The following is a 12,096-nucleotide window of genomic DNA, read 5'->3' as shown; positions in this document are numbered from 1 at the left end:
AGGTCTCTGCCAGCCTCCTCCTCCACGATCCCATCCCGGTGGCCGTTCCCGATCTCTTTGCCAAGGGTAATAAGAAGAATGTCCTTCCCGTGAAGAATACGATGATTGCCATTGAGAGCTTTGAAAATTCACGCAACCGCCTTCTTTCCTCTTATTTTTGCTGACTATATGTGTATATGCATGGTGACGTTCATCCGCATAGACTACTGACCTTTCTACAAGTAAAAGGGTATCTACCTATCAAAAAAACCGGTATTCCTACGAACAGGAATGACCGGCTTTTGACTACCCTGATATGCCCTTATGATTTCGTCCACAGCTCTCTGCGAGAAGTGGTTACAGATATAGCACCGGCAAGAATAGCGCGATCCACATCTTCCTTTGTACGAATAAATCCTCCAGCGATAACCGGAATTTGAGTTCGTACAGTGATTTCTTCGATCAGGTGGGGAATGATTCCTGGCAAAACCTCGACGTAATCCGGTTTGGTTCTCGCAAGCTGGGTAAGGCTGCTGTCTAATGCCATCGTATCAATGAGAAACAGTCTTTGGATGGAAATGAGCCCTTTTTTCTTGGCGGCAAGAACCGCACTGTTCCGTGTGGTGATGATTCCTTCGGGCTGAGCTTCTTGCGCAAGAAACTCCATCGCATATTCATCAGACTTCAAGCCGTCAATAAGATCAGCATGGATCAGCAGTTTTTTCCCGAATGCTCTGGCCCGTTTTCCCAGTGGCTTTACTTGCGCTACATGGGCATTCAGCAAAATAATGCGCTCGTAGCCGCTTTCCATGAGTTCATCAAATTCTTTTAATGTCCGGGCCGCAGGAAGTATTTTTTGATTGATCTGGTTTGCCAATCACGAATCACCCCTATTGAAATGTTTTCGCAAGATGATATTCCTCTTCAAACACTTTTATTTCATGTTCTTTCCTCTCATCTGACCATTGCAGCTCATGAGCGAGCTCTTCTCCCACCATTCGATACACAGGCTCCAGTGTATCTCTCTCGAAGAATAGTCTGCCACTGCGACGAATCAGAAAATCACTCAAGGTCATGACCATTTCTTCTTTTACAGCGTAGCGCAGTTCTGCTTTCAGCAGTGCTTCAATCGGAGACACATTTTGAGCATTTTGTGTCAAAAGCTCTTGGCACATCGTTACGATTTGCTCACTGTTGCTTCCATATTTTCCAACAAGAACGCGGATTTGTTCCTCGGTGATTCCCCATTGGCTAAGTCGCTCTGCCTGTGCTTTCACATATACAGGAATCTTGGCTGCGGAATCAAATTTTCCACCAGCGAGGACGATTTTGTCTGTCCGACAAGCTCCAAATGCTCTGCCCTCTTCTTCGGTCAACTGCTTGGCCACCACATCAACAATGCGCTCGGCCATTTTGCGGAAGCCCGTCAATTTTCCACCTGCGATTGTAATCAGCCCGCTTTTGGAATAAAAAATCTCGTCCTTGCGTGACAATTCGGATGGGGACTTGCCATCTTCATGGATCAGCGGTCTGAGTCCTGCCCAGCTGGAGCTGACATCCTGTTCCGTCAGTTTCACAGAAGGGAACATCTCGTTCGCCGCATTCAATACATACTCCATGTCTTCTCTCGTCACCGTTGGGCGCTCCAGCACACCTTTGTAATTCGTGTCAGTGGTACCGATATACGTACTGTTATTGCGCGGAATGGCAAACAGCATACGCCCATCAGATACATCGAAATAAACGGCCTGCTTCAATGGCAGTCTGTTATATGGCACGACCAGGTGGACACCTTTTGTCAGGTGGAGGCGCTTGCCGTACAGGGATTGGTCCTTTTCTCTAAGCTGATCCACCCAAGGACCTGCTGCGTTTACGATTTTTTTGGCATGGAGGGCGTACTCCGTGCCCGTAAGCAAATCCTTCGCGCTAATCCCGATGACTTTACCGTTTTCATAAATAAAACCAGTGGCTTCGGTATAGTTCACGCAGAGCGCTCCGTGCGAGCTTGCTGTTTTCATGACCTCAACCGTAAGTCTAGCATCATCTGTCCGATATTCGAAATAAAGCCCGCCGCCCTTGAGAATGTCTCGGCGCAAAAGCGGTTCTGCCTCCACCGTTCTCTCTTTGTTCAGCATGATGCGTCGTTCTTTTCTTTCAACTCCAGCCAACACATCGTAAACATACAAACCAACAGAGGTTGCCAGCTTGCCATAAGTACCATTTTTCACAATGGGTAAAATCATTTTTTCCGGGATAACGATATGTGGCGCATTGCGATACAAAATAGCTCGCTCCCGGCCTACTTCCCGCACCAGCTGCACATCGCCCTGCTTCAAATAGCGCAATCCTCCATGAACGAGCTTGGTAGAACGACTGCTGGTACCCGCAGCAAAGTCTTGTTTTTCCACGAGTCCGACACTCAGACCTCTCGCGGCTGCGTCGAGGGCAATACCTGCTCCCGTCACCCCACCGCCAATTACCAAAAGATCGAGTTGTTTGGTTGCCATTTTATCCAGACAAGCCTGGCGTTGACTTGATGATAATGCATGTTGATTGTTCATCGTTCTTCTCATCCTCTCTAAAAGAAAAAGACAGCCAATATCCAAAAGACGCAATGCAATGTCATTGCTCTTCTGATACTGGCTGTCTCCGTAGTCTCCACAGCATGATTAACTTATCTTTAACTTTAGACCTCTTTTACACAAAAATCAATGCCTAATCTTGTAACCCATCGTTGCCGTAACTGCTTGCTGCCAACCTGCGTACAGCCCCAGGCGCACTTCCTCCGCCATATCCGGTGAGAAGGAGCGCTCCACCACTTTGTTATTCACAATATCTTCCTTACTGCCCCAATACCCGACGGCAAGCCCTGCGAGGTAAGCAGCTCCCAGCGCAGTCGTTTCATTGACACGCGGACGCTCAACCTCTGTATTCAGGATGTCGGACTGGAACTGCATTAAAAAGTTATTCGCCACAGCTCCACCGTCTACCGCCAGCTTTTGCAGCCGGATGCCAGAATCAGCCTCCATCGCTTCAAGCACATCCCGTGTCTGATAAGCCAGAGACTCCAGCGCTGCCCGAATCAAATGATCTTCCGTCGTTCCGCGGGTCAAGCCGAAGATCGCGCCTCTAGCTTCCATATCCCAATACGGCGCTCCCAGTCCAACAAAGGCTGGAACCATATAGACACCATCTGTACTGTCAACAGTGAGTGCGTGCTTTTCCGAATCCGATGATTTTTCGATCAGCTTGAGCCCGTCACGCAACCATTGAATCGCCGCACCAGCTACAAAAATACTGCCTTCCAGGGCGTACTCTACCTTGCCATCCACTCCCCAGGCAATGGTCGTAAGCAACCCGTTTTTGGATGCAACTGCCTTTTCTCCGGTATTCATCAGCATGAAGCAACCTGTTCCGTAAGTGTTTTTGGCCTGCCCTTCCGCAAAGCAAGCCTGCCCAAACAAAGCGGCCTGCTGGTCTCCAGCAATCCCGGCAATCGGAATCTGGAATTCGAAGAGCTTCTCGTCTGTGTAGCCGTACAATTCGCTGGAAGGACGGACAGCTGGCAGCATGCTTTTCGGGATTTGCAGCATGTTCAACAGCTCGTCGTCCCACTCTAGGGAATGAATATTAAACATCAATGTGCGGGAAGCATTGGAATAGTCGGTCACATGCACAAGGCCATTGGTCAGCTTCCAAATCAGCCACGTATCAATAGTTCCAAACAAGAGGTCGCCTTTCTCGGCTCGATCCCGTGCTCCCTCCACATGATCGAGCAGCCATTTTACTTTTGTGCCAGAAAAATAGGCGTCAATCAACAATCCTGTCTTTTCACGAACGGTTTGTTCATGGCCTTGCTCTTTCAACTGGTTGCAAACATCGATGGACTGTCTGCTTTGCCATACAATCGCATTGTGAATCGGCTTGCCCGTGTGCTTATCCCATACCACGGTTGTTTCCCGCTGATTGGTAATCCCGATCCCTGCGATTTCTTCTGGTTTCACATGATTCTCCAGTAAAACCGCTTTCAAAACCTCCAGCTGTGATTCCCAGATTTCCTCGGCATTGTGCTCCACCCAACCCGGCTTCGGATAAATTTGCGTGAATTCCTTCTGGGCCACACCGATAATGGCCCCTGATTTATCGAATAAAATAGCGCGAGAGCTCGTGGTTCCTTGATCGAGGGAAAGCATATATTTATTGTCCATGACAACTGTTCCTCCTTCACTCATATGGAATCGCCTTCATTCTTACCTTTATGTCTAGGAACGCGCACTTTCGGATGCGAGTCGCTCCTTGCTACCGATTGATTTTTTGGTTGTCATGCCGACCACGATGGCAATCACCATGAAAGCCGCTAATGCTATTACACCTGTCAACGAATGGTCTGTAAACGTTGATTTGTAAAAAAACGCTCCACTTACTGCTCCAATGATTGGTCCAACAACAGGAATCCATGCATAGCGCCAATTGGACTTTCCTTTACCGTGGATGGGCAAGAGAGCATGGGCGAGGCGAGGGCCAAGGTCACGGGCTGGATTGATCGCATAGCCGGTAGTACCTCCAAGAGACAAACCGATTGCGACAATCAGGAAGCCAACGATAAACGGATTGAGTCCTTCTGCAAATTTATTCGCTCCGATCGCCAGTAGACCGAGCACCAAGAAAAACGTACCTAAAATTTCGCTGAAGAGATTTGCAACTGTATGGGGAATCGCGGGACCTGTTGCAAATACCCCCAATTTGGCTCCTGCATCATTCGTCTCTCGCCAATGCGGGTAATAAAAGATCCAGACAAATGTCGCTCCCATAAATGCCCCAATCAGTTGAGCCGCTATGTAGCCCGGCACATGCTCCCACGGAAATTGACCGATGCTGGCCAGTGCAATCGTAAGTGCCGGATTCAAATGCGCTCCGCTAATGCTTCCGACTGCATACGCTCCGCACGCAACTGCCAGCCCCCAGCCCAGCGTAATCACAATCCAACCGCCGTTCTGGGAATACGCCTTTTTCAAGTTCTGTCCGGCGCAAACACCTGCCCCCAAAATGATCAAGATCATTGTCCCGATCAGTTCCCCTACATAGATAGACATGCCCCATCCTCCCCCTTTTTGAAAAAATTGTAAACCTACTCCCGTAAAGCGCTTACAATCCGCCAACTCCTTTGTGGTTTGTCTGGAGAGAAAATAAAAAAGCTAATACTCGCAAACCAAGAGCCTATGCCCTCATTTTGCAAATATTAGCTGATCTCCCAATCTCCACAGCACTATTAACTTAAGACCTACTATATAGCCACTTTTCAAAATTTGTCAATAATCCCTTTCCTTCACTTTTGCCAGTTCTCGCATCAAGCCCGGCAAAAAGAATAACGGGTAAATCAACAGGTACAGGTTCGGAATCCACCAGGACCAATCAAAATCTGCCTTGAACGCCCAAAAAGCGATTGCCTGCAAACCCGAACAGGACGTCAAAACGAGCGACAGCATGGCCAGCGGCTTCCAGATGTGCCGTCCTCTGCGGTAGGCGTACAGACTGGCAAAGCCCGTGATGGAAATGAAAATATCCAATGGAAAAAAGGACAGGTTCCATGCGAGCAAATTGGGGTCATAGTAATCCTGATACAGATATTCCACAGGGAGAAGCTCCAAAAATGTAACGAGCCAGTATACGACAAAAACCACATCGGTAACCCAGAAGAACACTAGTAATGCTCTTACATTTTTCTCACTCATTTTGCCTCAGCTACTCCTGTATCTTTAGAAGATTGCGCATGAGAAGTGTCTCCCAGATTCAACAGCACACAGCCCACGATGATCAGTCCGACAGCAATCAATTTTTTGACAGTGAAGGCGTCCTTGAAGACCACCACACCAATGACCGCGATGATCGCCGTGCCGAGACCCGACCAGATGGCATAGGCAGTCCCGACCTCCATTTCCTTGAGCGCCAGACTCAGCGACGAGAAGCACAAAATATAAAAGATAAACATCATCACACTGGGGACAGGCTTGCTCAGCCCGTCAGACAGCTTCATCGATGTTGTTCCAGCCACCTCTAGCAAAATGGCCATTAATAGATAGATCCAACTCATTATGTTCCCCCTACTTACTTGTTTGAAGACGAAGAATCTATGATGCCGCCTAGTAAAATATCGATGACCGCATCCAGTGCTTCGCCAATCGTCACATGATGCTGGTTCGCCAACTGCTGATCAATCAGTTGGTTGAGTGTCCCGGTATACATCTGAATCAAGATCGGAAGCTGGATACAACGAAACACGCCCTCCTCCATCCCTTGCTCCAGAATGATCCGAACATGCTCCCATTCCTGTTGATTGAACTCGTCGATTAGCTTCCATTGCTCAGGATAGTAGCGCTTCAGCTCGTACCACACGCGCAGGTCGGTTCGTGAGAAGTTGTTCGGAATCAGTGCCAGAAGCTGTCGCATCTTTTCTACCAAATCGAGGTCAGGATCATGCAAAATCCGATCTTCCTCTTTACGCAAATCCTCGATGTTTTCTTCAATGACTTTGGTGATCAAGGCCTCTTTCGATGGAAAGCTCGCATACAACGTCTTGGTGCTAACACCCGCGCGCCGAGCTAAATCAGACATGGTAAAACGGACGCCCTTAGTCTCAATCTCATGATAAGCGCATTGTAGGATTCTCTCCTGCATGTTCTTGCCCCCTCGGAAAACAAGGAAAATATTATGTTTTTCATATTTTCCAAAACGTACTTTTAGCATAACGGCGTACGCATGCCTTGTCAACAATCTCCAAACCACGCTTGTCTCAGTGCCTCGATACCAGGATCGATTTTTTCCAAAGGAATGCCCGCGAAGCCGAGGAAAAACTCTTTTGGCAAGGGATTGGGTGGCACCAGCCATGTAAACGATGCGGACGAGGCTCTCACACCTGCCTGAATCGCCAGCTTTTTCAGCTCCTCTTCGCTTCGCTCGCTGTTTACCCGCAGCAGGACGTGAAAGCCCGCATCGGCTCCGATAACTGTCGCTCTTTCGCCAAAATGCTTGTGCACAGCCAGCAGAAGCGCATCATGCTTTTTACGGTACAGCTTGCGCATTTTGCGGACATGCTTTTCGAAATATCCTTTTTCCATAAAGGCTTCCATCGTCCGTTGATGCAGTCGGGATGAGGATGGTTCCAGCAGTGTCTCGCGCAGCAGGTTGTAGTACGTATCCAGCAGAGATTCTGGCAAGACCATGTACCAAATACCTACTGCAGGCGCCAACACCTGCGCAAAACTCCCCATATAAATGACATTCGCATGCGGGAGCAAGCCTTGCATAGACGGAATCGGTCTGCCATGGTAACGAAATTCTCCGTCATAATCGTCTTCGATGATGTACCCTCCCACACTTTTGGCCCATTCGAGCAATTGCAATCGCTTGGATATGGGCATGATCATCCCACGTGGGTATTGATGAGCCGACGAAACGGCAGCCAAGCTAACCCCTGACTCATATAGCTCACTGACGCTTATTCCGTCCTCTGTCAGTGAAATCGGCAACACGTCGTATCCATGCTGGCGAAACGTATTGGCAAACAACAAATACCCCGGATTTTCTACACCGATGCGGTGGAATTGTGGCTTTACCATCAAACAGATCAAGGACAGCAAGCCAAACTGGCCCGCCCCAATCACCACTTGATTCGGCGAACAGGCGACACCCCTGTACCTGTGCAAGTAGTCAGCGATTTGCTTCCTGAGTCCAGCCTCCCCTTGCGGATCTCCATAAAAGAGATTCTCCTGCTGCTCTATGTGAAGCGTCTCATTGTACAAACGCCGCCAAATCATGGTTGGAAATAGCGAAAAATCATTGCGGGAGAGATGAAAGTCATAGACGTATTCCCGCTCGTCACGCAGCATAGGCCGCTGGATGGTTTGTATGCTCGCACCAGCTCCCGGCTTCACCTCTGGATCAGGCAGTTTCTCTACATAGTATCCACTGCGCGGTTTGCTTTGAATAAAACCTTCCGAAAGCAACTGCTGGTATGCCATCTCCACGGGCGTTGTGCTTAAGCCCAGCAGGTCAGCCAGCTTGCGAACGGACGGCAGCTTGCTACTCACCGCCAAGCGTCCTGCAACGATTTCCTTTTTCAAATAAGCATAAAGCTGTACGTACTGCGGCTCGTTGTCATTTTCCTGCCAGTTTGGGGTCAAGAGCATCTCGATTCCCCCTCCATCTGTCCTTTTCATTTTTACAAAACTGCACATTTTCAAGTATACACTTGCTCGTTATCCTAAGAAAAAGAAGTTTTTAACGAACAGGAGGACAACGACTATGTCTATGACACAACATGAGGATAAAAGTGCAGCGGTTCGCTTTTTAGAAGGAGAACGTGTCTTTTTGCGACCAATTGGCACAGAAGATACCGAATTATACTTCCGCTCCTTGTTCAACAAGGAAACGCGGATGCTGACTGGTACACAAAAACATTTCACGCGTGAGCAAATCCACCAGTACATCGCGAACAAAGGCCAGGACTCTTCCAGTGTCCTCTTATTGATCTGCCTGTGTGAAAATGATCAGGTGATTGGCGACGTCCAAATCGGGGATATCGATTCGAAAAATCGCAACGCCTTCATTCGAATTTCGATTGATCAAAATGCCTATCAAGGCAAAGGCTACGGAAGCGAAGCCCTTCTGCTGATGCTCGATTATGGTTTTGGCATCCTCAATCTACACCGCATCGAGCTAAACGTATTCGCCTTTAACGAACGCGCCATCCATACGTATGAAAAGCTCGGCTTCCAGCGTGAAGGTGTACAGCGACAAGCGCTTTATTACAACCACGCCTATCACGACTCCATTCTCATGTCCATGCTGGCAAACGAGTATCGAGCGAAGTATTTGAAATAGCAAATGGAAAACGCACCGGGGGATAATTCAATCCAGGTGCGTTTTTACATTTCGGCTGAGACTCCACAGAAAAGAATTCACTGTAGGTAAATTCTATCAAGAAGGAGTATAATTGTGTAAATGGTAAGAAAATCCACCCGTTTCACAGTAATCCCTTCAAGAAAGAGAGATTGATATGAAAAGAAAACTCCTGATCACCCTAAGCTTGTTCATCGTGCTGAGTGTACTGACGGGTTTCCAATCTGCATCAGCCAACACCTTGCAGCAGTCATTGCAATCTAACCTTGTCCCAGTTTCAAAAATGGAGCTTCCTGCCAAAACCATCATCGGGTTTGGAGAAGCCACGCATGGCAACAAGCAATTTACTACGCTGAAGTTAGATATTTTTAAGCATCTGGTAGAAAAACAAGGATATCGCGTATTTGCCATTGAAGGCGATTTTGGCGGTGGCCAAAAGGTCAATGAATACATTTTAGGCGGCAGCGGAACTGCGCAGGATGCCGCAAAAGCCATCGGATTTACGATTTACCAAACAGAAGAAATGGCCGCCCTTCTCTCTTGGATGCGCTCCTTTAATGAGAAGCGAGATGCCAAAGATCAAATTCATTTCTATGGCTTTGACATGCAACGCTATGACCATAACAAAAACGGGCTATTCTCCTTTTTGAAAAAAGTTGATCCGACACTCGCAACCAAGTATGAGAAGTTGCTTACGAATCTGAATGATAAGACGGTGTATGATCAAAAGACCGCCCTCGTACAGGAAGCGCTCTCCCACATAAGAAGCTTGATGGAGCAGATGAAACAACACCAATCTGTTTACATCGCGAAAAGCTCTATGAAAGAATATGAGCTGGCTTTCGCCTTCGCAGAATCCATCAAGCAAAACGCTACACTGCGCGGAACAAATACGAACTATGGCAACACCCGTGATCGCTATATGGCGGAAAAAGTGATGTGGATTTTATCGTTTGAAAAGAAACAGTACGGTCACAATAACCTGTTCATCGCCGGACATAATGGACACATAGAAAAGACCTCCACTACCGCAGGAATGACGACCTGCATGGGGGCACATCTCGCAAAAGCTTTGGGAGACCAGTATTACGCCATCGGAAGTGAATTCTACGAAAGCACCTTCCTTGCGAATGACGCCTCTACCAATGAGCGCAAAGCGTTTACTGTGAAGAATAGTGGCAAAGATCGGCTAGCTGTTTTGTTTGCACAGACAGGGATGGCGGATGCATTCCTTGATTTTTCCAAGGCAAAGCATCATGCGGATTTTTACACCTATCTGAATAAAGCCCAGTCCATCAGTGCAATTGGTGATGTTTTTAGTGGATGGTATGGAAAAATGGAGAAGATGTATACGTTGCAGATGATTCCGGCAAAAGCTTTTGATGCAATCATCTTCGTGCGAACTGCTACTCCTTCGGTTATGATAACGAATTAACGGGTGGACATTTGCCTGGCATAGAGAAACGGCAGCCGATTAATGATATGCTCCCCATACGGTAGACAGGCGAAATAATAAAAAGCTTGCTATTGTGAGGGGAGCTTTTTCATGTCTAGAGGTAAATATAATGCTTTCGAGAAACTCGCCATTCTCGAAGAAGTATCAAATGGGGAAATTGGTTTCCTGGCAGCTGCGAAGAAATATGAGATTAACAAGACGACTTTAATGAAATGGCAGCGTCGGTACAAGATGTATGGATATGAAGGGTTAGAGCGTCGTACGCATCTTCAACGCTATAGTGCTGAGCTTAAGCTCCGAGCGGTAATGGATTACCTTGAGGGGGGATTGTCTCAGTACCAGATCATCGATAAATACAAGATTGCTAGCACGAGACAGCTTTTTAATTGGATCAACAAGTATAATGGTCATAGCAGCTTAAAAGCCTATAAAGGGGAAGCAAAAGCTATGACAAAGAGTCGCTCTACGACTTGGCAAGAACGGATTGAGATTGTCCAGTATTGTCTGGCACATGAACATAATTACCAAAAGACAGCTGAACATTTTCAGGTCTCCTACCAGCAAGTATACCAATGGGTGAAGAAGTTCGGAGATGGCGGTCAGGATGCGTTAAAGGATAGCCGAGGGAGAAAGAAAACTCCGGAGGAGTTAACAGAGGCCGATCAACAGAAACTCAAGATGAAGAAGATGGAGTACGAAATTGAGCGACTTCGGGCGGAAAATGCATTCTTAAAAAAGTTAGAGGAGCTAGAAAGAAGGCGACGCTAAATCAGACACGGCAGGAAACAATTTACCTTGCCATCCAAGCGCTTCAAAAGGATGCATCAATTAGCGTTCAACTCCTATGTAAAATTGCAGGAATTGCACGCTCAAGCTATTACAAGTGGCTAAATCGCAAACCCAGTCCTCGAGAGATGGAGAATGAGAAGTTTACCCAGGTGATGATGACCATCTATGAGAAAGTGGAGCACACCTTTGGATACCGTCAATTAACCCTCCATATGCGAAAACAAACCAGAAAAACCATTAACCATAAGCGCGTAGAACGGTTAATGAAGGTAATGGGAATCCAGTCTGTTATCCGGAGAAAGAAAAAGAAGTACACAAACGCCACGCCGCAGCAGGTGGCGGAAAACCTACTAAACCGTAAATTCCATGCCGATGCACCGAATGAAAAGTGGCTCACCGATGTAACGGAATTCAAGTACGGTAACGGCCAGAAAGCGTATTTAAGTGCTATTCTCGACCTTCATGATAAATCCATCGTCGCCTATGTATTAGGGCGTTCCAATAACAATCCACTTGTATTCCAGACATTGAAACGGGCCTTGCAGGCAGCACCAGGAAGTAGCCCCATGCTTCATAGCGACCGAGGCTACCAATACACCTCCTTTGGCTTTAAGAAACTTTTGGATGACAACAACATAATCCAGAGCATGTCCCGTGTGGGACGATGTATCGATAACGGCCCAATGGAATCTTTTTGGGGGACCCTCAAATGTGAGAAGTACTATTTGCACACGTACCATACTTTTGAGGAACTTGAGAGAGATATTGAGGCCTATATCCACTTTTACAATTACGAACGATTACAAGCAAAACTAAACGACCTCAGTCCGATGGAGTTCAGGACCAAGGCCGCCTAAATTTTTATTATTTGTACTGTCTACTTGACGGGGTGCAGTTCATAAATTGACTGCCGTTTTGTGTCCCTATCGTTACGTTTTGCTCTATTGGGCTTTTAGTTCCGATACTTTTATTAT

The 12,096-nt window shown here is 47.3% G+C and carries 13 protein-coding genes (1 of these 13 only partly in view); 4 read left to right on the top strand and 9 right to left on the bottom strand.

What is annotated here, in order from left to right; genetic code table 11:
- Window positions 1-301: 301 nt before the first annotated feature.
- From E8L90_RS27690 to pdxR, 8 genes are all read right to left on the bottom strand, one after another.
- Window positions 302-856: a glycerol-3-phosphate responsive antiterminator gene (locus tag E8L90_RS27690; RefSeq protein WP_137032551.1), complete on the bottom strand. Its 555-nt coding sequence runs from the start codon at window positions 854-856 to the stop codon at window positions 302-304.
- A 13-nt stretch (window positions 857-869) separates the two neighbouring features.
- Complete coding sequence (locus tag E8L90_RS27685) at window positions 870-2,540, bottom strand: glycerol-3-phosphate dehydrogenase/oxidase (protein ID WP_137032549.1); 1,671 nt, start codon at window positions 2,538-2,540, stop codon at window positions 870-872.
- A 147-nt stretch (window positions 2,541-2,687) separates the two neighbouring features.
- Window positions 2,688-4,187, bottom strand: coding sequence for a glycerol kinase GlpK (gene glpK, locus E8L90_RS27680; RefSeq protein ID WP_137032547.1), 1,500 nt, complete (start codon window positions 4,185-4,187; stop codon window positions 2,688-2,690).
- 54 nt (window positions 4,188-4,241) lie between these two features.
- A complete protein-coding gene (locus E8L90_RS27675) occupies window positions 4,242-5,072 on the bottom strand; it encodes an MIP/aquaporin family protein (RefSeq protein WP_137032545.1) in 831 nt (276 codons plus the stop codon).
- A 216-nt stretch (window positions 5,073-5,288) separates the two neighbouring features.
- Window positions 5,289-5,711, bottom strand: coding sequence for a YvaD family protein (locus E8L90_RS27670; RefSeq protein WP_137032544.1), 423 nt, complete (start codon window positions 5,709-5,711; stop codon window positions 5,289-5,291).
- On the bottom strand, window positions 5,708-6,070 hold the full coding sequence (locus E8L90_RS27665; RefSeq protein ID WP_137032542.1) for a DMT family transporter: 363 nt from the start codon (window positions 6,068-6,070) through the stop codon (window positions 5,708-5,710). Before E8L90_RS27665 ends, E8L90_RS27670 begins: the two co-directional genes overlap by 4 nt.
- A 14-nt stretch (window positions 6,071-6,084) precedes the next feature.
- On the bottom strand, window positions 6,085-6,654 hold the full coding sequence (locus E8L90_RS27660) for a TetR/AcrR family transcriptional regulator (RefSeq protein WP_137032540.1): 570 nt from the start codon (window positions 6,652-6,654) through the stop codon (window positions 6,085-6,087).
- An 89-nt stretch (window positions 6,655-6,743) separates the two neighbouring features.
- Window positions 6,744-8,165: a MocR-like pyridoxine biosynthesis transcription factor PdxR gene (gene pdxR / locus E8L90_RS27655; RefSeq protein ID WP_137032538.1), complete on the bottom strand. Its 1,422-nt coding sequence runs from the start codon at window positions 8,163-8,165 to the stop codon at window positions 6,744-6,746.
- Between the two features lie 115 nt (window positions 8,166-8,280).
- On the opposite strand from pdxR, the gene E8L90_RS27650 reads away from it, so the two are divergent.
- From E8L90_RS27650 to E8L90_RS27635, 4 genes are all read left to right on the top strand, one after another.
- The gene (locus E8L90_RS27650; RefSeq protein WP_137032536.1) at window positions 8,281-8,859 is read left to right on the top strand and encodes a GNAT family N-acetyltransferase; all 579 of its coding nucleotides are present in this window, start codon (window positions 8,281-8,283) and stop codon (window positions 8,857-8,859) included.
- 175 nt (window positions 8,860-9,034) lie between these two features.
- Complete coding sequence (locus tag E8L90_RS27645) at window positions 9,035-10,312, top strand: erythromycin esterase family protein (protein WP_137032534.1); 1,278 nt, start codon at window positions 9,035-9,037, stop codon at window positions 10,310-10,312.
- 111 nt (window positions 10,313-10,423) lie between these two features.
- On the top strand, window positions 10,424-11,101 hold the full coding sequence (locus E8L90_RS27640; protein ID WP_137032532.1) for a helix-turn-helix domain-containing protein: 678 nt from the start codon (window positions 10,424-10,426) through the stop codon (window positions 11,099-11,101).
- Window positions 11,059-11,979: an IS3 family transposase gene (locus tag E8L90_RS27635; protein WP_137032530.1), complete on the top strand. Its 921-nt coding sequence runs from the start codon at window positions 11,059-11,061 to the stop codon at window positions 11,977-11,979. Before E8L90_RS27640 ends, E8L90_RS27635 begins: the two co-directional genes overlap by 43 nt.
- Window positions 11,980-12,063: 84 nt before the next feature.
- Here the strand turns inward: E8L90_RS27635 and E8L90_RS27630 are convergent, their stop codons facing one another.
- Window positions 12,064-12,096: the final stretch of a hypothetical protein gene (locus E8L90_RS27630; protein ID WP_137032529.1), read on the bottom strand. 546 nt of this gene lie beyond the right edge of the window; only the last 33 of its 579 coding nucleotides appear in the window; the start codon falls outside the window, past its right edge; its stop codon occupies window positions 12,064-12,066.

Source organism: Brevibacillus antibioticus (genome assembly GCF_005217615.1).
Taxonomy (GTDB): Bacteria; Bacillota; Bacilli; order Brevibacillales; family Brevibacillaceae; genus Brevibacillus; species Brevibacillus antibioticus.
Note: the sequence above shows the minus strand (reverse complement) of the source record. Positions and strands in the feature narration are given on the sequence as shown.

Bases quoted from the DNA above. Each gene is read 5' to 3' on its own strand.
- E8L90_RS27650 (WP_137032536.1), top strand. From the start codon at position 8,281: ATGTCTATGACACAACATGAGGATAAAAGTGCAGCGGTTCGCTTTTTA.
- E8L90_RS27670 (WP_137032544.1), bottom strand. From the start codon at position 5,711: ATGAGTGAGAAAAATGTAAGAGCATTACTAGTGTTCTTCTGGGTTACC.
- E8L90_RS27645 (WP_137032534.1), top strand. From the start codon at position 9,035: ATGAAAAGAAAACTCCTGATCACCCTAAGCTTGTTCATCGTGCTGAGT.
- E8L90_RS27685 (WP_137032549.1), bottom strand. From the start codon at position 2,540: ATGAACAATCAACATGCATTATCATCAAGTCAACGCCAGGCTTGTCTG.
- glpK (WP_137032547.1), bottom strand. From the start codon at position 4,187: ATGGACAATAAATATATGCTTTCCCTCGATCAAGGAACCACGAGCTCT.
- E8L90_RS27675 (WP_137032545.1), bottom strand. From the start codon at position 5,072: ATGTCTATCTATGTAGGGGAACTGATCGGGACAATGATCTTGATCATT.
- pdxR (WP_137032538.1), bottom strand. From the start codon at position 8,165: ATGCTCTTGACCCCAAACTGGCAGGAAAATGACAACGAGCCGCAGTAC.
- E8L90_RS27660 (WP_137032540.1), bottom strand. From the start codon at position 6,654: ATGCAGGAGAGAATCCTACAATGCGCTTATCATGAGATTGAGACTAAG.
- E8L90_RS27640 (WP_137032532.1), top strand. From the start codon at position 10,424: ATGTCTAGAGGTAAATATAATGCTTTCGAGAAACTCGCCATTCTCGAA.
- E8L90_RS27665 (WP_137032542.1), bottom strand. From the start codon at position 6,070: ATGAGTTGGATCTATCTATTAATGGCCATTTTGCTAGAGGTGGCTGGA.